Source organism: Streptomyces pactum, assembly GCF_016031615.1.
Classification (GTDB): Bacteria; Actinomycetota; Actinomycetes; order Streptomycetales; family Streptomycetaceae; genus Streptomyces; species Streptomyces pactus.
Map to the genome: position 1 here is coordinate 3,278,367 of NZ_JACYXC010000001.1, position 24,405 is coordinate 3,302,771.

The 24,405-nt window shown below is 76.3% G+C and carries 14 protein-coding genes and 3 pseudogenes; 7 read left to right on the forward strand and 10 right to left on the reverse strand.

What is annotated here, in order from left to right; translation table 11 throughout:
- Positions 1-315: 315 nt before the first annotated feature.
- Positions 316-1,347 (forward strand): annotated as a pseudogene (gene trpS, locus IHE55_RS12950) (tryptophan--tRNA ligase); the annotation flags it as partial.
- A gap of 567 nt (positions 1,348-1,914) precedes the next feature.
- Here the strand turns inward: trpS and proC are convergent.
- Complete coding sequence (gene proC / locus IHE55_RS12955; protein WP_197989171.1) at positions 1,915-2,724, reverse strand: pyrroline-5-carboxylate reductase; 810 nt, start codon at positions 2,722-2,724, stop codon at positions 1,915-1,917.
- A 551-nt stretch (positions 2,725-3,275) separates the two neighbouring features.
- Between proC and IHE55_RS12960 the strand changes: the two genes are divergently transcribed.
- A complete protein-coding gene (locus tag IHE55_RS12960; protein ID WP_197989172.1) occupies positions 3,276-3,662 on the forward strand; it encodes a hypothetical protein in 387 nt (128 codons plus the stop codon).
- 879 nt (positions 3,663-4,541) lie between these two features.
- The gene (locus tag IHE55_RS12965) at positions 4,542-6,278 is read left to right on the forward strand and encodes a SulP family inorganic anion transporter (RefSeq protein ID WP_197989173.1); all 1,737 of its coding nucleotides are present in this window, start codon (positions 4,542-4,544) and stop codon (positions 6,276-6,278) included.
- A 1,000-nt stretch (positions 6,279-7,278) separates the two neighbouring features.
- Here IHE55_RS12965 and sigJ read toward each other — a convergent pair.
- Together sigJ and IHE55_RS12975 are read right to left on the reverse strand one after the other, a co-directional pair.
- Positions 7,279-8,304: an RNA polymerase sigma factor SigJ gene (gene sigJ / locus IHE55_RS12970; protein WP_197989174.1), complete on the reverse strand. Its 1,026-nt coding sequence runs from the start codon at positions 8,302-8,304 to the stop codon at positions 7,279-7,281.
- Positions 8,305-8,426: 122 nt separating this feature from the next.
- The gene (locus IHE55_RS12975) at positions 8,427-8,942 is read right to left on the reverse strand and encodes a hypothetical protein (protein WP_197989175.1); all 516 of its coding nucleotides are present in this window, start codon (positions 8,940-8,942) and stop codon (positions 8,427-8,429) included.
- A 470-nt stretch (positions 8,943-9,412) separates the two neighbouring features.
- On the opposite strand from IHE55_RS12975, the gene IHE55_RS12980 reads away from it, so the two are divergent.
- Both IHE55_RS12980 and IHE55_RS31195 read left to right on the forward strand, forming a co-directional pair.
- A complete protein-coding gene (locus IHE55_RS12980) occupies positions 9,413-10,138 on the forward strand; it encodes a serine/threonine-protein kinase (RefSeq protein WP_232266274.1) in 726 nt (241 codons plus the stop codon).
- 175 nt (positions 10,139-10,313) lie between these two features.
- The gene (locus IHE55_RS31195) at positions 10,314-11,612 is read left to right on the forward strand and encodes an outer membrane protein assembly factor BamB family protein (protein ID WP_307826639.1); all 1,299 of its coding nucleotides are present in this window, start codon (positions 10,314-10,316) and stop codon (positions 11,610-11,612) included.
- A 662-nt stretch (positions 11,613-12,274) separates the two neighbouring features.
- Here the strand turns inward: IHE55_RS31195 and IHE55_RS12995 are convergent.
- Positions 12,275-12,544, reverse strand: coding sequence for an SH3 domain-containing protein (locus IHE55_RS12995; RefSeq protein ID WP_232266276.1), 270 nt, complete (start codon positions 12,542-12,544; stop codon positions 12,275-12,277).
- A 376-nt stretch (positions 12,545-12,920) separates the two neighbouring features.
- Here IHE55_RS12995 and IHE55_RS13000 point away from each other — a divergent pair, with 376 nt between their 5' ends.
- Complete coding sequence (locus IHE55_RS13000) at positions 12,921-15,314, forward strand: protein kinase domain-containing protein (protein ID WP_197989176.1); 2,394 nt, start codon at positions 12,921-12,923, stop codon at positions 15,312-15,314.
- A gap of 706 nt (positions 15,315-16,020) precedes the next feature.
- On the opposite strand, the gene ilvD is transcribed toward IHE55_RS13000, so the two are convergent.
- The 4 genes and pseudogenes from ilvD to IHE55_RS13020 form a co-directional block, all read right to left on the reverse strand.
- The gene (gene ilvD / locus IHE55_RS13005; protein WP_197989177.1) at positions 16,021-17,862 is read right to left on the reverse strand and encodes a dihydroxy-acid dehydratase; all 1,842 of its coding nucleotides are present in this window, start codon (positions 17,860-17,862) and stop codon (positions 16,021-16,023) included.
- A gap of 547 nt (positions 17,863-18,409) precedes the next feature.
- On the reverse strand, positions 18,410-19,045 hold the full coding sequence (locus IHE55_RS13010) for a TetR/AcrR family transcriptional regulator (RefSeq protein WP_197989178.1): 636 nt from the start codon (positions 19,043-19,045) through the stop codon (positions 18,410-18,412).
- A gap of 218 nt (positions 19,046-19,263) precedes the next feature.
- A pseudogene (locus IHE55_RS13015) lies at positions 19,264-20,076 on the reverse strand (sugar phosphate isomerase/epimerase family protein); the annotation flags it as partial.
- A 35-nt stretch (positions 20,077-20,111) separates the two neighbouring features.
- Positions 20,112-21,044, reverse strand: coding sequence for a Ppx/GppA family phosphatase (locus IHE55_RS13020; protein ID WP_197989179.1), 933 nt, complete (start codon positions 21,042-21,044; stop codon positions 20,112-20,114).
- Between the two features lie 151 nt (positions 21,045-21,195).
- Here IHE55_RS13020 and IHE55_RS13025 point away from each other — a divergent pair, with 151 nt between their 5' ends.
- Complete coding sequence (locus IHE55_RS13025) at positions 21,196-22,092, forward strand: DUF3109 family protein (protein WP_197989180.1); 897 nt, start codon at positions 21,196-21,198, stop codon at positions 22,090-22,092.
- A gap of 540 nt (positions 22,093-22,632) precedes the next feature.
- Here IHE55_RS13025 and IHE55_RS31200 read toward each other — a convergent pair.
- Both IHE55_RS31200 and IHE55_RS13030 read right to left on the reverse strand, forming a co-directional pair.
- Positions 22,633-22,758, reverse strand: a pseudogene (locus IHE55_RS31200) (BACON domain-containing protein); the annotation flags it as partial.
- Between the two features lie 32 nt (positions 22,759-22,790).
- A complete protein-coding gene (locus IHE55_RS13030) occupies positions 22,791-24,215 on the reverse strand; it encodes a sigma-70 family RNA polymerase sigma factor (protein ID WP_197989181.1) in 1,425 nt (474 codons plus the stop codon).
- Between the last annotated feature and the right edge of the window lie 190 nt (positions 24,216-24,405).

Below are 24,405 nucleotides of genomic sequence, written 5' to 3' on the forward strand. Positions count from 1 at the left end.
AGTGGTGTGCCGCCGGTGCGGCGCGAGGGTGTCGTCCGCGCGGTCCGTGCGGACCCCGTGACAACTCGGAGAACAGTACATGACGTCCCGCACGGCTTCAAACCCGTGGCGGCGCACTTTTTCGGGTCGTATGGTGGGCGGCATGACCAAGCATGCGCACTCCCTCCTGTGGTGGGCCGCCTGACGGCGGCCGACCGACGCGCATGCACTGATGGACACGGCCGCCGCTCCGGCGGCCGTTCGCGTATCCCGTGCGGGCCCGCCGTGGCGGCGGCCCCGAGACGAATGGACCGGGATACCGCGATGACGACCCCCATGACCCACCGGCCGGACCGCACCCACGGCCCGCTGCACCGGATCTTCAGCGGCCTCAAGCCGACCGGACACCTGACCCTGGGGAACTACCTGGGCGCGGTCCGCCGCTGGGTGGCGGAGGACCAGCACCGCGCCGACGCACTGTTCTGCGTGGTGGACCTGCACGCCCTGACCGTGGAGCACGACCCGGCGCGGGTGCGCCGGCTCACCCGGCAGGCCGCGACGCTGCTGCTGGCCGCGGGGCTGGACCCGCGGTTGTGCACGGTGTTCGTACAGAGCCATGTGCACGAGCACACCCGGCTGTCGTACCTGATGGAGTGCACCGCGAGCGACGGCGAGATGCGGCGCATGATCCAGTACAAGGAGAAGGCGGCGCGCGAGGCGGGCCGGGGCGGCAGCGTCCGGCTCTCCCTGCTCACCTATCCGGCGCTGATGGCCGCCGACATCCTGGCGTACGGAGCGGACGAGGTGCCGGTCGGCGACGACCAGGCCCAGCACGTGGAGCTGACCCGGGACCTGGCGCTGCGGTTCAACCAGCGGTACGGGCAGGTCTTCACGGTCCCCCGTGCCACCGTGCCGCGGGTCGCCTCGCGGGTGATGGACCTGCGCGACCCCACCTCGAAGATGGGGAAGTCGCACGCCGAGACCAGCGGCATCATCTATCTCCTGGACGAGCCGGACACCGTACGGCGGAAGGTGATGCGGGCGACCACCGACAGCGGTGCCGCGGGCGACGTGGTCCACGACCGGGAGAACCGGCCGGGGGTCGCGAACCTGCTCGACATCCTCGCCGCCTGCACCGGTGGCGCCCCCGGGGACCTGGCCGCCGGCTACAGCTCGTACGGGGCGCTGAAGAAGGACACCGCGGAGGCCGTGGTGGAGATGCTGCGGCCGCTGCGGGAGCGCCATGCCGAGCTGTCCGCCGACCCGGCCCAGGTGGACGCGGTGCTGCGCGCCGGCGCGGAGCGCGCGGCCGCCCTGGCCCGGCCCCGGGTGGACGCCGCCTACGCGGCGGTGGGACTGATGCCACCGGTCGCGGCGGAGGCGGTGATCCCGGCCGGGGCGGCCCCGGTTCCTTCGGGGTCCTCGGAGCCCTCAGGGTTCTCGGAATCCTCAGGGTTCTCGGGGTCCTCAGGGTTCTCGGGGTTCTCGGGGTCCTCGGGGACCTCGGTGACGGTGGACCCGGTGGCGGGTGGCTGAGTTCCCCGGCTGATGAGTCCCCCGGCTGATGGATTGCCCCGGCTGATGGGTTCGGGGGTGGTCGGGGCCGCCCGGGGGTGGCTGGGTTGTTGGGCGGCTCGACCCGGGGGCGGGGAGGCCGCGGTGGTGGGCCCCCTGGGACGGGGGCCGGGTGGATGCGGGGGCGGACTGGGTGCCGGGTGCCAGGGGCCGGGCGGGGTCCGAGTGGGTGCGGGGCGGCCGGGGGGCCGGGACCTTGCCCGGGACCGGCCCGGCCCGCCCGGTCGTCGGGGTCGGTCCGGGCCGGCGGGCGGTGCGGGGCCGCCCCCGGTCGGGCGGGTGCAGGGGGCCGGGCGGGCGTGGGTGGTCACGGCGGGGAGGTGGGGGGCCGGCCGGCAGGAGGGGAGGAGGGGCCGGCGGTCAGCCGTTGCCGGAGGCGAGTTCCCGGCTGCGGTCGCGGGCCGCCTCCAGGGCGGCGATCAGCGCGGCCCGTACCCCGTGGCGTTCCAGCTCGCGGATGGCGTTGATGGTGGTGCCGGCCGGTGAGGTCACCGCCTCCCGGAGTTTGACGGGGTGCTCGCCGCTGTCCCGGAGCATCACGGCGGCGCCGATCGCGGCCTGCACGATCAGGTCGTGCGCCTTGTCGCGCGGCAGTCCCAGCAGGATGCCCGCGTCCGTCATGGCCTCCACGAGGAAGTAGAAGTACGCCGGTCCCGAGCCAGAGAGCGCGGTGGCGGCGTCCTGCTGGGCCTCGGGGACGCGGAGGGTCTTGCCGACCCCGCCGAAGATCTCCTCGGCGTGGGCGAGGTGCCCGGCGGTGGCGTGCGTGCCCGCCGAGATGACCGACATCGCCTCGTCCACGAGGGCCGGGGTGTTGGTCATGACCCGCACCACCGGGGTGCCGGGGGCGAGCCGGGCCTCGAAGAACGCGGTGGGGATGCCCGCCGCACCGGAGATCACCAGACGGTCGGCGGGAACGTGCGGGGCGAGTTCGTCGAGCAGGACGCCCATGTCCTGGGGCTTGACGGTGAGGATCAGCGTGTCGGCGGTCTTGGCCGCCTCCGCGTTGGAGACCGTCTCGACCCCGTAGCGGGTGCGCAGCTCGGCGGCGCGCTCCGCGCGGCGGGCGGTGACCAGGAGGTCGGAAGGGGCCCAGCCGCCGCGGATCATCCCGCTCAGGAGTGCCTCGCCGATCTTTCCCGTGCCCAGCACGGCGACCTTCTGCGTCATGGAGCGCTCACCTCATCCGGTGCGGTACGGGCACCCGCTCGGGGTGCGGTACATGACGCCTCGCCCCGATGCGGTACGGCGTCCTCGGCGTCCCGTGACGTGCTGCCCTGCGACAGCGCGGCGTCGCTGCCATCCTCGCATCCCGCCGTCCGGGGCGGTGGGGTGCCGTGAAGGCCGGGCGCCGTGATCGCGGCGCCCATGACCGCGGGGGGTGGGCAGAGGGCGGGATGAGGGGGCGGATGAACAGGGGGATGGGGGGTGCGTGCGGTCGGTGAGCGGGCGCGGCCGGGGTGCGGAGGCGGAGCGGCGCTGCGGGCTGCTTCCCGCCGGCGGGGGCGCACGTGCGTGCTCCCGAACGGACGGGGCCCGGTGTGCAGCGCCGTTCACGCCCGCGGAATCGCCACGGGTCATCACCACCCACCGAGCCGGCGAGATGCCACGTTCACCGTTTGGTTACGCAACGACTTGTACGATGCAACTGACGTCCGGGCAGAATGGGGATGACTGCCGAAGGCGCGCCGGAGGGGGGTTCCTTGACGACGACGAGGCGAGTGGGCCGCACGCTGTTCACCGCTGTCGCCCTGTTCCTCGGGGTTTTCCTCGCCGTCGAGTACACCGCCGCAAACTGCCCGCGCCCAACGGCTGTTGCGGAGCGATTCACCGCCCGGGCGGCGACCGTGGCGGAGACCGAAACGCTCCGGACCGTCCCGTACCCGGTACCGCTCCACACGGGTGAGGAGAACGTCGAGGGGCGCCGTGCCGGCCCCGCTCCGGCCACCGCACCGGCACCCCACGGGAAATCCGGGTGTGTGTGCGATTGCGATGCGCTCATCACCAGGGACCCGGTCGCGATCACCAAACCGTCGTTGAAACACCACGCGGTCCCCGTGTCGAGATCCGGCCAGCTGGCCATCGAGCACCAGATCTTCCGCTGCTGACCGTGCCGGGGGCCGCCTGGGCCACCGTGGTCCGCGCGGCACCGTCGTGGTCCGTCACGGCACCCGTGGTGCGCGCGCCATTCACGTGGTCCGTGCCGCACGGGCGTGGTCCGATGGGCACGGGTGGCGGGTACCGGGGCGGGTGACACGGCGGGGGCACGGGTGACGCGGAGGTGTTCGCGGGCCGGGGTCCCGGCGCGGTGACGGCTCCGGCCGGCGACCCGCCGAGCCGCCCTGCCGCCCTGGCGCCACCCCGCCGCCGATGACCGGCTGACGTTTTCCGGGCATCGGTCGTGGTCCGTGGGCCCACGGGTTCGTGGGCCCGTGGGCGGACCCGTGGGCCTGCGGACCCCGGTTCGTGGGCCCGTGGCCACGTGGGCTCGGGTGGGCGGGCTCCGGCGCCCGGCACCTTCCCGGGCCGGCCGGTACCTCGTGGCCGGTCCGGTGCGGCGGTGACCGGTCCGGTGCCGTCGTGGCCGGTCCGTCCGGGCTGTCCGGGCACCCCTCACCTCTCACCCCGATCACGCCACCCGGCGGGTCGGCGGGCGGATACGCACCCGTCCGGCCCGGCCCGCAGCACCGGCCCGACCCGTACCGCCAGGCACGGCCCGTACCCCTGGGCCGACCCGTAACACCAGGCACGGCCCGTACCCCCGGGCCGGCGGGGACCGCCAGGCACGGCCCGTACCCCTGGGCCGGCGGGGACCGCCAGGCACGGCCCGTACCCCTGGGCCGGCGGGGACCGCCGACGGCGGCCGCGCGTGATCGTCACCTTTCCGCACCGCCCGCGTGCGCCCCCGGCGCGCCGACCGATCCCTGACCGAAGCGATGCGACGCGCCCGGCACCCTTTCCCTGCCGGGCGCTCTTGGAGGCACCTCATGCCCAGCAGATCCCAGACCCTTCTCGACCGGTTCCGGGGCGTGGACGGCGGCACCTTACGCGCCGACTTCACCGCGTCCCTCGTGGTGTTCCTCGTGGCCGTACCGCTGTGCGTCGGCGTCGCGGTGGCCTCCGGCGTCCCCGCCGAGCTGGGGCTGATCACCGGCATCGTCGGTGGCCTGGTCACCGGCCTGATGCCCGGCAGCAGCCTCCAGGTGAGCGGTCCGGCCGCGGGGCTGACGGTGCTCGTGTACGAGGCGGTGGACGCGTACGGGGTGGGGGCGCTGGGTGTGCTGGTGCTCGCCGCCGGTGTCCTGCAACTGGCCATGGGAGCCCTGCGGCTGGGCCGCTGGTTCCGGGCCATCTCGGTGGCCGTGGTGCAGGGCATGCTCGCGGGCATCGGCCTGGTGCTGATCGCCGGGCAGCTGTACGCGCTCACCGACACCGCCGCCCCCGGCAGCGGGCTCGGGAAGCTCGCCGGACTGCCGGAACTGGTGCTGGACACCGCCGGCTCACGGGCCGCGCTGGAGGCGCTGGCGGTGGGTGCCGGCACGGTGGCGGTACTGGTGATCTGGCCCTGGTGGCAACGGGGTGCGAAGGTGCTGCCCGCCCCGCTGGCGGCGGTCGCGCTGGCCACCGTGGCGGTCGCGGTGCCGGACCTGCCGGTGGCCCGGGTCGAGGTGCAGGGCCTGCTGGACGCGGTACGGGTGCCGGACGGCGGTGACCTCGCCGACCTCGCGGAGTTCGGTGTGCTCGGCACCGTCCTGGCGTTCACCCTGATCGCCTCGGCGGAGAGCCTGTTCAGCGCGGCGGCCGTGGACCGGCTCCACGACGGCCCGCGCACCGACTACGACCGGGAACTCATCGCCCAGGGCGCCGGCAACGCGGTGTGCGGGGCGCTCGGCGCGCTGCCGATGACCGCCGTGATCGTGCGGAGCGCCGCCAACGTACGGGCGGGCGCGCGGACGAAGGCGTCCCGGGTGCTGCACGGGGTGTGGCTGCTGGTCTTCGCGGTGCTGTTCCCCGCCGCCCTCGGGGTGATACCGGTCTGCGCGCTGGCGGGCGTCCTGATCCACGCCGGCTGGAAGCTCATACCGCTGCGCGACCTGGTGCCGCTGTGGCGGGACCACCGGGGGGAGGCGGTGGTGCTGATCACGACCGCCGTGGCCATCGTGGTGACCAACATGTTCGAGGGGGTGCTCATCGGGCTGCTGCTGGCCGTCGCCAAGACCGCCTGGGAGACCTCCCACGTACACGTCGAGGTGACCGGGCTGGGCGGAGACCGCAGCGGGCACCCGGCCGGACACGGAGGCCAGGACGGTGACGGGGCCGTGGGGACGGGCGAGAGCGGCGAGACGGCAGAAACGAAGGGTGTGGTGGGGACGAAGGGGGCCAAGGGGACGGAGGGGCCCGGTGATGGTGACCGGACCGGACCGGTACGGGCCCGGATCGTCGGCAACGCGACGTTCCTGCGGCTGCCGAAGCTGCTCGACGAGTTGGAGGCGCTCCCCCGGGACCGCCAGGTCCAGCTGGACCTGCGGGACCTGCGCCACATGGACCACGCCTGCCGTACCGCGCTGACCGCCTGGGCCGAGCGGCACAACGCGGTGGTGGCCCCGGACACCGAAGACACCGGGGACGCCGGGGGGCATCGGGGGTGCCGGGGGCGTCAGTGGCGCCGGGGATGCCGGGGCCCCGGGAAGCCAGGGACACCAGGGATGCCAGCCCGGGCATAGCGGTGTAGCGCGAGCGCCGTGTCCCGGCCGTGCCGTTGCCGGCCGAGGCGCGGCCCGAGGGGGCACGGCGGTGGACAGGCGGGAGGGGGACGGGGAGCGATCGGCATCGGTGGTCCCGCCCGGTGGGCGCCGCGGTGGGGCGCCGCGGTGCGGCATCCCGATGGGGTGTCGCGGTGCGGGAGCGTCGCGGTGAGGCGTCGCGGTGCGGGAGCGTCGCGGTGAGGCGTCGCGGTGCGGGAGCGTCGCGGTGAGGCGTCGCGGTGGAGCGGCACACCCCCGTGGACCCGTTCCACCGCGACGCCCGCGGCCCGGCCGGTAGGCATGGCACCCGGCCAGGGACCGGCCAGGACGGTGCTCCGCTCGCCGGCGTCACTGTTCCGACGGATGGCGGGGCCGCGGATGTGACAGTGTTCCCGGTCACACCCCGTCGGCGGCCGGTCGCGCCCCGCCGAATACCCGGACACCTCACCGGCCCCGGCCACCCCGGCCCGGCGACCGCCCGGCTGAGCCGTCGGCCGGGCCGCCGGAGGCCCTGGGGGCACCGCCGGGGCACACCGGAGGCCCCGGGGCGCCCCGGTGACCGGGCGCAGCCCCGACGGGGCCCGGCGGCTCAACGGGTTCGCCGGCGCCTCGTCGGGTCCCCGGATGTCCGTCCGGGGACCCGGAGGTTCATGGGGTCCCCGGACAGCGCACGGGGTCCCGGCGGCTCATGGGGTTTCGGGCGGCTCATGGTTCCGGTTCACACCCGGCCGGGGACTCCGTAGCTCGCCGGGCCCCGGTCGCGCCGCCTCGGGGTCCCCTGACGCCCCGGTCGGGGCCCCGGACGGACCGATCGGAGCCCGGGACACCCCGGCCGGGGTTCCCCTGAGGGTCCGGCGGCTCCGGTCGGATCGCGTGGGGGTCGCGGTCGCGCGCCGGCTCGTCGTACTCCCGGATTCCGTCGTGTCTCCGGCCCCGTCGCATCACCCCGGGGCCGACGTACTGCCGTCGGGGCCCCCGGTCACACCCCGTCGGGGTCCCCGGATGCCCCGGCGGGGCCGTCGGGGTCGCCGGACAGTTCCTCGGGGCTCCCGGACAGTCCCTCCGGGTCACCGGACAGGGCGTCGGGGTCCCCGGAGAGGGCGTCGAGGTCGAGGTGCCGGAGCTTGTCCGGGTTGACGACCACGTCGATCTCGGTGATCCGGCCGCCCTCGCCCACGGTGAACGCGAGGACGCCCACCTGCCGTCCCACGTGGTCCACGAAGACCAGGCCCGGGGCGCCGTTCACCTCCCGCGGCGACAGCCGCATCCGCTCCGGCTCGAAGCGCCGGCTGATCGCGTGGGCCATCCGGGCGACCTTGTCCTGACCGAACACCGGACGCCGGGCCGCACGGACCTTGCCCCCGCCGTCGGAGCGCCAGACCACGTGCGGGTCGAGCACCTTCAGCAGGCCCTCGAAGTCGCCGCCCGTGACGGCGTGGAGGAAGGCGTCCACCGCGCGCCGGTGCTCCCCCTTGTCCACGCTCCGCCGGGGCGCCTCCGCCCGGACGTGCCGACGGGCCCGGGAGGCGAGCTGCCGTACCGCGTCCGGGGTGCGGCCCACCACCTCGGCGATCTCCGGGAAGGGCACCGCGAACACGTCGTGCAGCACGAACGCGGTGCGCTCGGCCGGGGTCAGCCGCTCCAGCACGGTCAGCAGCGCCATGCCCACCGACTCGTCCAGGGTCACCCGGTCCTCCGGGGACGGGGCGTCGTCCCCGTGCCCGAGGGCCACCCGGCCCGCCCCGTCCAGCACCGGCTCCGGGAGCCAGGGACCGATGTAGGTCTCCCGCCGGGACCGGGCGGAGTTCAGCTGGTCGTAACAGATGCGGCTGACGATCGTGGTGAGGTACGCGCGGGGCTCGTCGGCCACGTCGTCGGGGAGCGACTGCCAGCGGAGCCACGCCTCCTGCACCGCGTCGTCCGCGTCGGCGACCGAGCCGGTGATGCGGTAGGCGACCGCCCACAGGCGGCTCCGGTGGGTCTCGAACTCGGCCAGCTCGGCCATGGTGGCGTCCTCTCGTGCCGCGGTGCTCGTCCGGGTGGTTCCCTGGAGGCCTGGCGCGTCATGGCCTCCGGGAAGGGGACGCGACAGCCCGGCGGATTGTGACAGCCGGCGGCCGGGCGGGGTCAGCGGCGCTTGCGCTTGCGGGCGGAGGGGCCGCCGCGGCCCGCCGGGTTGCCGGTGCGGGCGGCGCGGCGGCGCTCGTACGCCTCCCGCTCCGCCTCGTACTCGGCGCGCAGCAGCTTCTCCCCCGGCGCCTCGACGAAGCTGCGGAAGAAGTAGGCGAGCAGCACGCCGACGAAGCCGATGGCCCTGATGCTGCGCATGGACTTCTCGGCGGCCTCGTCCGCGACGGGTTCCGGGCGGTGCCCGAAGCCGGTCCAGGTACGGCGGAAGGCGAGGAAGCCGCAGATCGCGAAGGCGGCGATGAGCAGGGTGTTCAGCAGCCCGCCGCTCTCCGAGACGGCCAGCCCCTGCACCGCCAGCAGCAGCACGAACGCGCCGGCCGCGGCCGCCACCAGGGAACCGGCGGCGACGCCGACCCGGCGCGCCGCGTATCCGCCGTCGTGCTCCACCCACGTCGTCCCGAAGAACCGGAGGGGTTCCGGCCGGGGTCCGCCCGGTTGCTGGTCCTCGCTCATGCCTCCGATTATTCACCGGACGCCCGGGACGCCGGCCCCCGGTCGCCGCGGGGCCGCGGTCGCCGCGGAGCCGCGGGGGGCGCTGTGCGGTGAGGCGGCGGTGGTGGTCGTGGGGGACGGCGGGGACGGGAACGACGACGGGGATGCGAACGGCGGGGACGGGCGCCGGGGGAGTGGGGGGGGGGTACGGAGCGGGTCGAGGCGTGCGCGCAGACGGACGGGGTCAGGGGCCGGGGCCGGGCACGGACGGGGGGCCGGGGCGGTGGGACAGGCGGGGCCGGGGCGGTGGGACGGGCGGGGGAGGGCGGGGCCCGGGTGGTCCGCGGGTCCCGGGCCCCCTCCCCTTAGGCTGGAACGTCCGCTGGACGCACGGGCCCGGGCGCGGGGAGGAGACGCAGGTGCCGCTGAACTCGGGGGATCCGGAACGGATCGGTGATTACCGGTTGGTGGACCGGTTGGGTTCGGGCGGTATGGGCGTGGTGTTCCTGGCCCGGTCGTCCTCGGGCCGGCGGGTGGCGGTGAAGGTGGTCCACGAGCAGTTCGCCCAGGACGAGGAGTTCCGCGTCCGCTTCCGCCAGGAAGTCGCCGCCGCACGCCGGGTCAGCGGCGCCTTCACCGCCCCCGTGGTGGACGCCGACCCCGACGCCGAACGCCCCTGGATGGCCACCCTCCACGTCCCCGGCCCCACCCTCGCCGAACACCTCACCACCCACGGCCCCCCTCACCTGGACCGACCTGCGCCGCCTCGCCCTGGGACTGACCGAGGCCTCCACGACATCCACCGCGCCGGCGTCATCCACCGCGACCTCAAACCCGCCAACGTCCTCATGGCCCCCCGACGGCCCCCCCGCGTCATCGACTTCGGCATCTCCCGCGCCGCCGACAGCCAGGCCCTCACCGTCACCGGACGCGTCATGGGCACCCCACCCTTCATGTCCCCCGAACAACTCTCCCGCCCCCCGCGACGTCACCCCCCGCCACCGACGTCTTCTCCCTCGGCGCACTCCTGGTCTACGCCGCCACCGGACACGGCCCCTTCGACGCCGACAGCCCCTACCTCACCGCCTACCACGTCGTCCACGAACCCCCCGACCTCACCCACCTCCCCCACCCCTCCACACCATCGTCACCCACTGCCTCACCAAAGACCCCACCCAACGACCCCGGCCCGACCAGATCATCCAGCGGCTGCGTGAACTGCCCGAGCGCGGCGCACCCCGGGCGGAGGCCGCCCCGGGCCTGACCGCGCGCCCGCCGGGCGGGACGGGAGCGGCCGACGGGCGCGGCAGGACCGCAGGGCCCGGCGGGACGGGCGGACCGGATGGGACCGCCGGACCCGGCGGGACGGGCGGACCGGGCCCGGGCGGTGCCGTGATCACCGAACCGGAGCACACCGATACCGGGGCGCGGCGGCGCACCCTGCTGGCGGCCGGGGCCGCGGTGACCGCGCTGGCCGCGGTCATCGGCGGGGTGCTGGTGTACTCCTCGTCCAGCGGCGGGGTCCGGACCGGCGGTCCGCAGTCCGTGGCCCGGGACGTGTCGGTGCCCCGGGGCTGGCGGGCCTGGGAGCTGGACCTGCCGAAGGCGGCGGGCGACGAGCGGTTCGACAGCGATCTGACGCCCGGCTGCCTGGCCGCGGACACCGCCCTGTACTGCGGCGGCACCGGGTTCCGCACCGTGCGCGTGGACGGGCTGACCGGCAAGGTGACCTGGCGGGCCCGCGGGCTGCGGCTGAGCGTCGGCAACCCGGACGACGACACCACCGTGGGCCCGGCCAACACCGCCCCGTTCGCCGCCGAGGACGGCCTGGTCTACGTGCACGACAGTCCCCGCGAGGAGGAGCAGCGGCTGGTCGCGCTCCGCGCGGACTCCGGGGACGTGGCGTGGAGCCATCCGGTCAGCGGCATGGCCGGCTCGGTGCTGGTGGGCGATCTGCTGATCGGCAGCGCCCCCGGCGACCGGGAGATGGTCGCCTGGGACGCCCGGACCGGCGCGGCGCGCTGGACCACCCCCATGCCCCGGGACGCCGAGTGCTCCCCGCTGCCGGAGCCGACCGGCGGCGTGCCGTACGTGGTCTGCCTGGACCTGCGATCGGACGGTGCCGCGGCCTTCGTCCTCCGCCTGGACAAGAAGGACGGCGACGCCCACGAGGTGGGGCGGCCCGGCGAGATCGACCGGCCGCTCGGGGTGTACGACGGGGAGCTGCTGTTCCTGCCCATGGTGGACTCGGAGCTGGACCGTTACCGGAAGCTGATCCGCATCGATCCGCGGACCGGCCGGCGGAGCGAGACGCCGCTGCCGCAGAACGCCATCGGCGACGCGACCCTCATCGGCCACCGCCTCTTCTTCGTCCAGGAGAGCGGGCGGATCACGCTGGTCGATCCGGCGGACGGCACGGAGGTGTGGAGCAGCCCGACGTCGGTGGAGCGGCTGGGTCCGCCGACGGTCTCGGTGGAGTCCGGGACGGTGTATCTGGGCACCGCCAGCGGCCGGCTGCTGGCGGTGGACGTGGGCTCCGGCGACGAGCTGTGGCAGACCCCGGCCCGGAGCGCGTCGTCGGGCTGGATCGAGGCGCCGGGCGTCGCGGTGGTGCGCGGCATGGTCACCGGGGTGACGAGCAGCGGTACGGCGTTCTCCCTGGACCCCGCGCACCCGCAGCGGAATCCCTGACGGCCCGCCGAGGACTCCCGGCCGGCGGCCCGCGGCCCCGAGTGCGGGCGGGTACGGGCGAGGCACGGCGGGCGGGGACACGTGCCGCGCGGGCCGGGCCGGACGACGCGGGACGGGCAAGGGGCGCCGGGCGACGCGGGACGGGTACCGGGCGCCGGATGGCGCGGGTACCCGGCGTCGTCCCGGGGCCCGGCAGGCGCGGCCGGTGCCGGTGTTGTGCCCGAGGCCCGGCAGGCGCGGCCGGTGCCGGCGTCGTCCCGGAGCCCGGCAGGCTCGACCGGTGGCAGTGTTGTGCCCGGGGCCCGGCAGGCGCGGCCGGTGCCGCGTCGGGGTGGGCAGGCAGCCCGGCCGGCGAGATCGCCGGCAGCACGTCCGGCGTGGTTCCCGGTGGCCCGGTCGGCCTGCCCCGCGCCGAGTGTCCTGAGGTCCCGGCCCGCCCGATCCGCCCGGCCGGCGCCGAGTGTCCGGTGTCCCGGCCCGGCGGGCGTCGCATGACCAGGGGCCGGCGTCGCGTGCTCAGGGCCCGGCTGGCGCGTACTCAGGGCCCGCTCGGCGCGTGCCAAGGCCCGGCCGGCGCCGCATCCGGGGTCCGCGCCCCGATGGCCCGCCGGTGCGGGCGGGCGGGGCGGGAGGTCGCCGGGCGCGGCGCGCGGCGGCGCCGCTCAGCTCATGCAGCGGACGGCCACGAAGCCGTCGCTGCCGGTCTTCACATACGCGTCGGACACATACTCACCCGGCGCTATGTTGTCCCAGATGTCCGTCGTGCCGTACGGGCCGCTCACCGTCTCGCCGCGCCGCTGGCAGCGGATCGGCACCCGCACGTCGTACGGCAGCACCCTGATCAGGGGGCTGGTGGTGCTGGGTCCGCGCCGGACGTTGAGCCGCACCCCGGGCGCCACCGGGTAGGTGACCGGCAGCGCCGCCGTGGTCATGATCTGCTCGTCGTCCGCCTCCGGGTCCACCTCGGCACCCGCACCGGCCGGGTCCGCCACCGCCGTGGCCGACGCGACGGCCGCCACCGGCGTGGTCTCCCCGTTCCCGGTCGCCTCGGTCGCCCGACCGGCTCCGGTCCCCCCGTGCGCGTCCGGCGTTCCCGTCGCCCCGTGCGTCTGCGTCGCTCCGTGCGCTTCCGGCGCTTCCGTCACGACAGCGTCTTCCATGGCCATCAGGCCCCTCCCCCGTTGGAATCCCCGAAGTCCCTCGTTTTGTCCGGGACATGCGCAGGCTAGCAACTGCGCCGGCGGCTTTCCCGCATCGACTAGGCTCCGTGCGTCGCGAGTCGCGGCCCAGAACACGGGGGTGGGGGGAATGCCGCCGTTGCGCAGCGCGGGGACAGGCCCGGAAGCGGAAGATCCGGAATACGCCGGGCGGTACCGGCTGGAAGCACGACTGGGCTCCGGCGGCATGGGTGTCGTCCACCTGGCCCGGTCGGACTCCGGACTACGGCTCGCGGTGAAGGTGGTGCACGCCGACTTCGCCGCGGACCCGGAGTTCAGGGCCCGGTTCCGGCAGGAGGTGGCCGCCGCCCGCCGGGTGAGCGGGGCGTACACGGCGCCGGTGGTGGACGCCGACCCGGACGGCGGGCGGCCCTGGATGGCGACGCTCTACATCCCCGGGCCGACGCTCGCCGAGCACGTGAAGCGGAACGGGCCGCTGGAACCGGACGAGGTGCTCCAGCTGGCGGCCGGGCTCGCCGAGGCGCTGCGCGACATCCACCGGGCCGACGTGGTGCACCGTGACCTCAAGCCGAGCAACGTCCTGCTCGCGGCGGACGGGCCGAAGGTCATCGACTTCGGCATCTCCCGGCCCGCGGACAGCGATCTGCGGACCGAGACCGGCAAGTTGATCGGCACACCGCCGTTCATGGCGCCGGAGCAGTTCCAGCGGCCGCGCCAGGTGGGACCGGCGGCCGACGTGTTCGCGCTCGGTTCGGTGCTGGTGCACGCGGCGACCGGCAGCGGGCCGTTCGACTCGGACAGTCCGTACATCGTGGCGTACCAGGTGGTGCACGACGAGGCGAACCTGGCGGGCGTGCCCGACACCCTGGTGCCGCTAATCCGCCGCTGCCTGGCCAAGGACCCGGCGGACCGGCCCACGCCCGACGCGCTGATGGCGGCGCTCCGCGCGCTGCGCGGCCCGTACGCGCCGGCGCCGCGCGGCCCGCTGCCCCGGGTGCCGGCCCAGCGCCACGGCGGCGGCGGGCCGGGGGCCCCGGCCGCCGGCCCGGACCGCGAACCCGCGGCCGGTGCCGACGTCGGTGCCGGCGTCGGACCGGGTGGCGGTGCCTCTCCCGCCGGGGGCGCCGGGGGCGCCGCGCCCGGTGACAGGGCCGACGACGGCCGTCGCGGTGGCGGCGGCCTCCGGTCCGCCGGGGAGCACGCCGCCGGGGACGATGGCCAGGGTGGTGGCCCGGACGGCGGCCGGGCGGGCGGCCGCGACGGCGGGAGCCGGGGCGAGGGGCGGTCATGGGGCCGCCGTCCCGGCCCGCTGCGCGCCGTGCGCGGCCGGCTCGCGCTGGTGCTGGGGCTGGTGGTGCTGCTCGGCTCCGGCGTGGTGTGGACGCTGCGGCAGATCGACACCCTCCAGCCCACGGCCCGGCAGCGGCCGGCGGGCGGTACCACCGAGCCGCACCCCGCCTGGCAGACCCCGCTGGACCAGGGGACGGACGGCGGGCCCCTCGCCGCGTACTGCTCCTACGGGCGGGGCGCGCTGTACTGCGCGGCGCCGGGCGGGGTCACCCGGCTGGACCCGGAACGGGGCCGGGTGGTCTGGTCGCGGCCGGCCACCGGCCCGGCGCGACCCGAGAACGGCGCGCCCACGCCGCCGGTGCTCTCCGGCGGTCTGGTGCAGGTGCTGTCGCCCGACGGCACCCGGCTGGAGGCGCTGGACCCGGACACCCACCGGCTGCGCTGGCACCGGGACGTGTCGGACTACGGCGGCCGGGTGTACCGGGCGGGCGGCACGGTGCTGCTGGTCCGGGTGGACGGCACGGTCACCGGGATCGACGCGGCCACCGGGAAGCAGCGGTGGCGGCACCGGGTGGCGGGGCACCAGCTGCCCGCCTTCTTCGCCGGCTCCGACGGCCGGACCGCGTACGCCTACACCGTCGCGGGCGACGGCACCCGGACCCTGGTGAGCGCGCTGGACCCGGTGCGCGGCACCACCCGCTGGGAGCGCCGGCTGACCGGCGGCCTCACCCCGGTCGGCACCGGCCCGGACGAGGTCCTGCACCTCGCCGGCACCGACGCGCAGAGCCGCACCGACGCGGTGGTGCGCTACGACCCGCGGGACGGCGTCGAGCGGCGGACGCCGCTGGCCACGCCGGTCGCCGCGACCAGCGTGACCAGCCACGACGACGTGGTGTACGTGCTGTCCGGGGACGGCGGTCTGCTGGCCGTGGACACCCGGCCCACGGGCACCGGGGACGCCCAGCTGTGGCGGCTGGAGACCTCGGTGGGCAACGCCTCACCGCTGCTGGCCACCGCCGACCGGGTGTACTTCTCGGCGGCCGACGGGCGGCTGCTGGCGGTGGACGCGGTGGAGGGGGAACTGCTGGGGCAGACCCCGCTGCGGCCCGGCAAGGGGGGCCAGGGGTTCGCGGACACCCTGCCGGCGCCGGTGGTGGCGGACGGCCGGGTGGTCGGGTCGGCCCCGGACGGCACGGTCTTCGGCGTGGACGAACGGACGCCCCGCGACTGGTAGCGGGCGGCGGCGCAGCCGGGTACGGGAGGCGCGCAGCCGGGTGGCGGCGGCGGGCCGGAGGCCGATGGGCCCCGGCGGCCCCGGCTGAGGTCGCGGACCGACGGGTGGTCCGACCGGCGCGCGGGCGGGTGCGGGTGGGCACCGAGGCGCGGGCGGCATGCGGGCGGGACGGGACGGCGCCGACGGCGTGCAGGCGTGACGGGGGCGGCGCCGGTGGCGTGCTGGCGGGACGGGGGCGGCGATGTCGCCGGGGCCCGAGCGGCCTCGCGACGGCGGCCCCGACCGGCCCGCGGGGCGCTCGGGGGTGCGGCGCGCGGAGGCGCGCGGACGGAGTACGGGCGGCCCCGCCGCGGACGACGCGGGGAACAGGCCCGTACGGACGCCGGGCCGGACCACGCCGGTCCGGTGTGTGGTCCAGCCGGCCCGGCCCGACCGGCGTGCGGTTCAACCGGCCCGGACCGGCACGCGGACGAACCGGCGCGGGAATCGGCGCGGGAATCGGCACGCGGTGCAACCGGCCCGGACCGGCACGGGCCCGACCGGACCGGTACGAGACGAACCGGCGCGCGGCCCGGCACTGACCGGCGCGCGGTGCAACCAGCCGGGACGGGACCGGCACGAGACGGACCGGCACGCGGGCGAACCGGCACGGGTACCGGCGCGCGGGCGGGACGGCCGGGGTCCGGCCGGTCCGCCCGCGCCCCCGTCAGCCGAGCTTGGACACGTCCCGGACCGCGCCCTTGTCGGCGCTGGTGGCCATCGCCGCGTACGCCCGCAGCGCCTGCGAGACCTTGCGGTCGCGGTTCTTCGGCGCGTAGACGCCGCCGAGCGCCTCGCGCCGGGCGCGCAGCTCCTCGTCGGACACCTTCAGCTCGATGGCGCGGTTCGGGATGTCGATCCGGATCAGGTCGCCGTCCTGGACCAGCGCGATGGTGCCGCCGGAGGCCGCCTCCGGGGAGGCGTGGCCGATGGAGAGCCCGGAGGTGCCGCCGGAGAACCGGCCGTCGGTGATGAGCGCGCACTTGGCACCCAGGCCGCGGCCCTTGAGGAAGGACGTCGGGTAGAGCATCTCCTGCATGCCCGGGCCGCCCTTGGGACCCTCGTAGCGGACGACCACCACGTCGCCCTCCTTGACGCGCTTGGTGAGGATGGCGTCCACCGCCTCCTCCTGGGACTCGACCACCACCGCCGGGCCCTCGAAGGTCCAGATGGACTCGTCCACGCCCGCGGTCTTCACCACGCAGCCGTCCTCGGCGAGGTTGCCGTAGAGGATCGCCAGGCCGCCCTCGGTGGAGTACGCGTGCTCGATGTCGCGGATGCAGCCGTTCGCGGCGTCGGTGTCCAGCGACTCCCACCGCTCGGACTGCGAGAAGGCGCTGGCGGAGCGGGTGCAGCCGGGCGCGGCGTGGAACAGCTCGACCGCCTCGGGGGACGGGGAACCGCCGCGGATGTCCCAGTTCTTCAGCCACTCGGCGAGCGACGCGGAGTGCACGGTGTGGACGTCCTCGCGGAGCAGCCCGGCCCGGTACAGCTCGCCGAGGATGGCCGGGATGCCGCCCGCCCGGTGGACGTCCTCCATGTGGTACGTGCCGTTGGGCGCGACCTTCGACAGGCAGGGCAGCCGGCGGGAGAGCCGGTCGATGTCCCGCATGGTGAAGTCCAGCTCCGCCTCCTGGGCGGCGGCCAGCAGGTGCAGGATGGTGTTGGTGGAGCCGCCCATGGCGACGTCCAGGGCCATCGCGTTCTCGAAGGCGGCGCGGGTGCCGATGCTGCGCGGCAGCACGGTCTCGTCGTCCTGCTCGTAGTAGCGGCGGGTGATCTCCACGACGGTGCGGCCGGCGTCCTCGTACAGCTTCCGGCGGGCGGTGTGGGTGGCCAGCACCGAGCCGTTGCCGGGCAGCGAGAGGCCGATCGCCTCGGTGAGGCAGTTCATCGAGTTGGCGGTGAACATGCCGGAACAGGAACCGCAGGTGGGGCAGGCGGCCTCCTCGATCCGGGCCAGGTCCTCGTCGGAGACCGACTCGTCGACCGCGTCCGCCATGGCGCTGATCAGGTCCAGGCCGGTACGGACGGTGCCGTTGACCAGGGTCGCCTTGCCGGCCTCCATCGGGCCGCCGGAGACGAAGACGGTGGGGATGTTGAGCCGCATCGCGGCCATCAGCATGCCCGGCGTGATCTTGTCGCAGTTGGAGATGCAGATCAGCGCGTCGGCGCAGTGCGCCTCGGTCATGTACTCGACCGAGTCGGCGATCAGGTCGCGGGACGGCAGCGAGTAGAGCATGCCGCCGTGGCCCATGGCGATGCCGTCGTCCACCGCGATGGTGTTGAACTCGCGCGGCACGCCGCCCGCCGCCTTGATCGCCTCGGAGACGATCCGGCCGACCGGCTGGAGGTGGGTGTGGCCGGGCACGAACTCGGTGAAGCTGTTGGCCACCGCGATGATGGGCTTGCCGAAGTCCTCGCGCGCTACGCCGGCCGCGCGGAGGAGGGCTCTGGCGCCCGCCATGTTGCGGCCATGGGTGACAGTGCGGGACCTCAGCTGGGGCACGGTGCTCCACTCCCTCGGATACGGGTCGGCCGGCCGGCGCCGGGCTCCGGGGCTACCGGGGCGGCGCGGCCGGGATCGGCTGGTGCCGAGCCTACGCCCCCGATCCAAGATCTGGACGCGATGTCCGGATGACGGAATGCGGTGGGGACGTCCGGCAGCGGGACGCGGCACCCGGGCGACCGCGATCAGCCGCCGGCCGCCGGTCCCCTTACGGGCCCCCGGCCCCCTACGGGCTCCCCGTCCCCTTATGGCCTTCCGGTCCCCTACGGGCCTGCCGGCCGCGGCGGACCCGTACGGGACCGCCACCCCGGGGAGCCGGAACCCCAGGGGCGGGACACCCCTACGGGCCGGCGGGGAGCCGGAACCCCGAGGCCGGCCCCCGGGGCCGGCAACCCCATAGGGCCGGGACGCCCCTACGGGACAGGGGCCCCCGGCACCCGGCACCCGCACCCCGCGGGCACCCGGCACCCCCGCCCCCGCCGCCACCAGCCGCCGACCCCGACGACACCAGCCCCGACCCCGGCGCCCCCGCACCGGCCGCCGTTCGTCAGCTCTCGGTGAGGTAGCGCTGGAGGGTCGGCCCCACCATGGCGATGATCTCCTCGATGTCCGCCGAGGCGATCGGCTCCATCCGGATCACGTAGCGCAGCATGGCGATGCCGATCAGCTGCCCGGACGCCAACTGCGCGCGGAACTTCGGGTCCGGCACCCCACCCAGCTCCACCGCCATCCGCTCCAGCACCCGCCGCTCGATCAGCGAGCGCAGCACCCCGGCCGCGGTCTCGTTGGTCACCGCCGACCGCAGCACGGCCAGCATCGGGGCGCGGGTCTCCGGGCTCTCCCACACCTGAAACATGCCGCGGGCCATCCGTTCGCCCGCTCCCCGGCGCTCCCCGGCGACCACCGCCTCGGGCACCGACAGGGCGGGGGCCATGCTCAGCTCGATGGCCGCCGCGAAGACCTGCTCCTTGGTGCCGAAGTAGTGGTGCACCAGCGCCGGGTCCACCCCGGCGGTCTTGGCGATGCCGCGTACGGAGGTCTTGTCGTACCCGCGCTCGGCGAACTCGGCACGGGCCGCGGCGAGGATCCGGTCCCGGGCACCGGGTCCGTCCGCCGCACCGGTGCGGGCGGGCCGGCCCCGCCGGCGGGGGGCGGAGGCGGCAGCGGGTCCGGCGGCGGTCATCCGTCGCCCTCCTGCGCGGCGGACGAGCCCGGCGCGGTACGCCCGGAAGCGCCGCCCGGCGCTCCCGCCCGGCCCGGAGCCGTACCCCCGGAGGCCCGGCCCCGTGCCGTACCCCCGGACTCGCCGCCCGGCGCGGTACGCCCGGAGGAGCCCGGCACCGCACGGCCGGCCGGGTCCGGGGTGCGCGCGGCGGCCGGGTCCGCGCCCGGGCGCGACGCGGCCGGGTCCGCGGCCACCGGGGCGGAGGCCAGGTGGAGCCGGGTGAAGGCCAGCGCCTCGGCGAGGTCGGCCTCCCGCTCGGCGGAGGACATCGCCCGGCGGGTGTTGACCTCGACCACCACATGCCCGTCGAAGCCGCGGGCGGCGAGCCGTTCCAGCAGCTCGGCGCAGGGCTGGCTGCCCCGTCCGGGGACCAAATGCTCGTCCTTGGCGGAGCCGGCGCCGTCGGCGAGGTGGACGTGGGCGAGCCGGTCGCCCATCCGGTCGATCATGGCGAGCGCGTCGGTGCGGGCGGTCGCGGTGTGCGACAGGTCCACGGTGAAGTGCCGGTAGTCGTCGTTGGTGACGTCCCAGTCGGGCGCGTAGGCGAGCATCTCGCGGTCCCGGTAGCGCCAGGGGTACATGTTCTCCACCGCGAACCGCACGTCCGTCTCGTCGGCCATCCGCCAGATGCCGCGCACGAACTCCCGGGCGTACCCCCGCTGCCAGCGGAACGGCGGGTGCACCACCACGGTGGAGGCGCCCAGCCGCTCGGCCGCCGCGCGGGCACGCCGCAGCTTCACCCACGGATCGGTGGACCACACCCGCTGGGTGATCAGCAGACAGGGCGCGTGGACGGCGAGCACCGGCACCTGGTGGTAGTCGGAGAGGCGGCGCAGCGACTCCACGTCCTGGCTGACGGGGTCGGTCCACACCATCACCTCGACCCCGTCGTAGCCCAGACGGGCGGCGATCTCGAAGGCCGTCGCCGTGGACTCGGGGTAGACCGACGCCGTGGACAGGGCGACCTTCGCATCCGGGATGCGCACCACTGGCTCTGTCACGTGGGACAGCGTACGGCGGCTCATCAGGACGGGGGCAGATGGTCCAGGCGCCGCAGGATCACGCCCTCCCGCAACGCCCACGGGCATATCTCCAGCTCCGCCACCCCGAGCAGGTCCATCGCGCCCTCGGCGACCAGTGCCCCGGCGGCCAGCTGCGGGGCGCGGCCCTCCGACACCCCGGGCAGGTCGGCGCGCTGCACCGACGGCATCACGGCCAGCTTCGGCACCCACTCCTCCAGGGCCCGCAGGCTCAGCCGCCGTTCGGCGTACTCGCCCTCGGCGGAGCGCGCCGCGCCGGCCATCCGGGCCAGCTGCTTGAACGTCTTGGAGGTGCCGACCACCCGGTCCGGCGGGCCGAACCTGCTGAAGTCGCCGACGATCCGGGCGATCTCGGTCCGCACGTGGCGGCGGAGCGCGCGCACGTCGGCCGGGTCCGGCGGGTCGCCGGGCAGCCGGGCCGCGGTGAGCCGGCCGGCGCCCAGCGGCAGCGACACCGCGATGTCGGGCTCCTCGTCCAGCCCGTAGGCGATCTCCAGCGAGCCGCCGCCGATGTCCAGGACGAGCAGCCGGCCGGCCGACCAGCCGAACCAGCGGCGGGCGGCGAGGAAGGTGAGCCGGGCCTCCTCCTCCCCGCTGAGCACGGAGAGCGTGACCCCGGTCTCCTCGGCGACCCGGGCGAGCACCTCGTCGGCGTTGCCGGCCTCCCGGACCGCGGAGGTGGCGAACGGCAGGATCTCCTCCACGCCCTTGTCCTCGGCCGCGGCCCGGGCGTCCTTGATCACCTCGACGAGGCGCTCGACCCCCTGCGGGGTGATCGCGCCGTCGCCGTCCAGCAGTTCCGCCAGCCGCAGCTCCCGCTTGTGCGAGTGGGCGGGCAGCGGGCGGGCGCCGGGGTGCGCGTCCACCACGAGCAGGTGGACGGTGTTCGAACCCACGTCCAGGACTCCGAGTCTCATGCCAGCACGCTACTGCGCGTCCGCCACGGGTACGCAGGGGTCCGGCGCCGGTACGTGGGGGTGCGGCGCCGGTCACACCGGGCCGGGCGCGCCGGATACGTGCCCGCAGGGGGTGGCCGGAACTGTTCCCCGCCCGCATACGCTGGGGGGTGTGGCAAAGACGAAAAAGGCCAAGCGGGGCAAAGCCGCCGAGAAGGAGTCGCTGACGGGCTCCACCACGCCGTCGCGGCAGCGCGCCGGCGATCCGGTGACCGGCGCGGAGGCCGGCACGGGGTCCGGGGCGGCCTGTGACGAAGTCGGCACGGACTTCCCCCGGGTCTGGGTCGAGTTCCCCGACCCGGCCGACGAGGAGCAGGTGTTCCGCTGCGACCTGACCTGGCTGACCTCCCGCTGGACCTGCGTCTTCGGGCAGGGCTGCCAGGGCATCCAGGCGGGCCGGGCCGCCGACGGCTGCTGCACCCTCGGCGCCCACTTCTCCGACGAGGACGACGAGCGTCGGGTGGCGCGCGAGATGGCCCGGCTGACCCCGGACATCTGGCAGTTCCACGACGTGGGGCACGCGTCCGGGTGGGTGCAGCAGGACGAGGACGGTGAGCGGCAGACCCGCCGCTGGGAGGGCTCCTGCATCTTCCAGAACCGGCCGGGCTTCCCCGGCGGCGCGGGCTGCTCGCTGCACATCCTGGCGCTCCGCGAGGGCCGGGAGCCACTGGAGACCAAGCCGGACGTGTGCTGGCAGCTGCCCATCCGGCGCACCTACGAGTGGATCGACCGGCCGGACGACACCCGGGTGCTCCAGGTGTCGATCGGCGAGTACGACCGCCGCGGCTGGGGCCCGGGCGGCCACGACCTGCACTGGTGGTGCACCTCGGCGACCTCGGCGCACGGCGCCGGGAAGCCGGTGTACGCGTCGTACCGGCCGGAGCTGACCGAGCTGATGGGCGAGGCGGGGTACGAGAAGCTGGCCGAGCTGTGCGAGCAGCGCCTGGCCCAGCAGCTCCCGCTGGTCGCCCCGCACCCGGCCGACCCGGCCCCGGCGGCAGGCGCCTGACCGGCGGTCCCGCGACCTGCGCCCGAGCCCGGACCGCACCCCGTGCCGCCGGGCCGCCACGGGCACCGGCCGGATCCGCACCCGTGCCGGAGCCGCCACGGGCACCGGCCGGGCCCGCACCCGTACCGGTCCCCGTCGCCAGCGGCGGCACGCGCCGGTGCCCGTCCCCACGGGACCCTGCCGCTCCGGCGCCCCGCCGTACCCGTGGGTCGACGGCCCGCCGTACCGGCGCACCGGCGCGGGAGCAGGTGGCCGGGGGACCGGGGGATCGGAAACGGTCAGCCGGTCGCCGCCGGTGGTCGGCCGGTCGGCGGCGGTCAGCCGCTCGCCGGTGGGGCCGGTGGCTCGGTGGCCGGGGTGGTCGGCGTGGGCTCCGGGCCGGGGTCGGTCGGCTGCGGGTCCTCGGGGCCGGGGCGGGTCGGCGCCGGGGTGGGTTCGGGGGCCGGCGCCGGTGCCCTCGATCACCACCACCCCGCCGTGCGGGCCCACCGCCACCCGCGCGCTCCACGCGCCCGACGGCTCCCGGTCCCGGTCCACCGACACCGTGATGCTGGTCGTCTCGCCGGGGCGGAGCGCTCCGGCGGTACGGCTGAGCTGGAGCCAGGCCGCGTCCGCCGACGCCGACCAGCTGACCGGCGCGCCGCCCGAGGCGGTCAGGGTGATCACCGTGACGTCCCCGTGCGGCCGGGCCCCCAGGGTCAGCCGGCCGGGGCCGGAGGCGGGTCCGGCCGGGGTACCCGGCCGGACGGCGTGCGGTCCCTCCCGGCCGTCCGCCCCGGGGGACCGGCCCCGGTCGCCGTCCGCGCCGGTCCGGTCCCGGGGACCACCTCGACCGAGACGCCGGTGCCCTCCCGCCCGGCCCGGCCCGGCCCGTCCGGAACACCGGGCCCGGCCCGGCCCGCCTCCCGGAACCGGCCGCCGTCCGGCCCGGCGCCGCCCTCGGCGCCCTCCTCGCGGGCGGAGACCGCGTCCGACTCGTACCCCTCACCGGCGAGCGGGGCTCCCCGGTAGGCCGCCCAGATCGCCAGCACCGGGGCGGCCACCACGGTGACGACCACGGTGGTGGTCATCACCCGGCTGCGCAGCCGCTTCCGGCGGGCCGCCCTGTCCTTGGGGGCCAGCGGGAAGCCGAACCGGTTGAAGCGCGGCTCGCCGGAGCGCGCCGACCGGACCCGCAGGGCGCGCCGGAGCGCCGCCTGGACCGCCGGGCGCGGCGCCTCCAGCACCGGCAGCGCGGCGGGCGCGGCGGCGTTCCCCGGCCACGGCCCGCCCGCGGTGGCCCGCTCGGCACGGCGGCGGCACTCGGGGCAGTCGTCCACATGGCGGACCAGTTCGCGCCGGAGGGCGGCGGAGAAGAGCACCTGGCTGTCGCCCGCCAGCCGGGACACCACCGGACAGTGCCCCAGCTCCACCACCGCCAGCGCGGCCCGGGTCCGCTCCACCTCGCAGGCCGCGCCGGCGAGCAGCGCCCGGGTCTCGTCCGGGTCGCGGCCGAGCACCGCCGCGACCTCCTGCGGCGTGAGGTGGTGGCGGACCGCCAGCTCCAGCGCCTCCCGCTGCTCGGCGGTGGTCCCGGCCGCCTCCGGCCAGGCCAGGGTGGACAGTTCACGGCGCCGCCGCGCGGCGGTGGCCTCGTCCGGCGTACCCGGCGCGGCACCCGGCCCGCCACCCGGCGGACCGCCGCCGGCCCGGCCACCGCCGCCCGGGCCGTCGCCCGCCGGAGCGCCGGTCACCCCGCCGTCCGCCGACCACGCGGGACCGGCCGGGGCCGCGGCGGACCCGCCGGGGGTGCCCGGAGCGGCCGCGTCCCGCTCGGCCAGCCGGTGCAGGCACGCCCAGCGGGCGACCGCGTAGAGCCACGGACGGTGCAGGTCCCCGTCGAGCGGGGCCCGCCGCCCCCGGCCCCGCTCGCGCCGCCGCTCGGCCACCGCCAGCGCCTCACCGAGCGCGGAGACCGCCGCATCGTGGTCGCCCAGCAGGGAGAGGCAGTACGTGAAGAGGCCGTCCAGATACGGTTCGTGGCGCGTCGGCGGCCGCTGCGGGCGGGTGGCGGAGCGGGTGGAACGGCGGTGCGCCCGGTGCGCGCCGGTGGAGTGCCTGGGGTGCTCAGACCGTGTGCTCATCACCGGTGACCGTAGGCGGACGATGCAGACACACCTGCACCTCTCGGGCAGGTTTAACCCCTACGGGTGATCGCCTCCCTCGAAAGAGGACAGGTTTCCACTCTTTCTGCCGGAACTCTGGTAGGCGGCGCCCGCTTGCAGCACCGGCTGTGCTGCGCCACCCCGGCCCACCCCCCGCGCCGGGCTCCTC

Excerpts from the sequence above, each read along its gene's own strand:
- proC (WP_197989171.1), bottom strand. The coding sequence starts at position 2,724 with ATGACGCAGAAGGTCGCCGTGCTGGGCACGGGAAAGATCGGCGAGGCA.
- IHE55_RS12965 (WP_197989173.1), top strand. The coding sequence starts at position 4,542 with ATGCCCAGCAGATCCCAGACCCTTCTCGACCGGTTCCGGGGCGTGGAC.
- sigJ (WP_197989174.1), bottom strand. The coding sequence starts at position 8,304 with ATGGCCGAGCTGGCCGAGTTCGAGACCCACCGGAGCCGCCTGTGGGCG.
- IHE55_RS12975 (WP_197989175.1), bottom strand. The coding sequence starts at position 8,942 with ATGAGCGAGGACCAGCAACCGGGCGGACCCCGGCCGGAACCCCTCCGG.
- IHE55_RS12980 (WP_232266274.1), top strand. The coding sequence starts at position 9,413 with ATGGGCGTGGTGTTCCTGGCCCGGTCGTCCTCGGGCCGGCGGGTGGCG.
- IHE55_RS12995 (WP_232266276.1), bottom strand. The coding sequence starts at position 12,544 with ATGACCACGGCGGCGCTGCCGGTCACCTACCCGGTGGCGCCCGGGGTG.
- IHE55_RS13000 (WP_197989176.1), top strand. The coding sequence starts at position 12,921 with ATGCCGCCGTTGCGCAGCGCGGGGACAGGCCCGGAAGCGGAAGATCCG.
- IHE55_RS13010 (WP_197989178.1), bottom strand. The coding sequence starts at position 19,045 with ATGACCGCCGCCGGACCCGCTGCCGCCTCCGCCCCCCGCCGGCGGGGC.
- IHE55_RS13020 (WP_197989179.1), bottom strand. The coding sequence starts at position 21,044 with ATGAGACTCGGAGTCCTGGACGTGGGTTCGAACACCGTCCACCTGCTC.
- IHE55_RS13030 (WP_197989181.1), bottom strand. The coding sequence starts at position 24,215 with ATGAGCACACGGTCTGAGCACCCCAGGCACTCCACCGGCGCGCACCGG.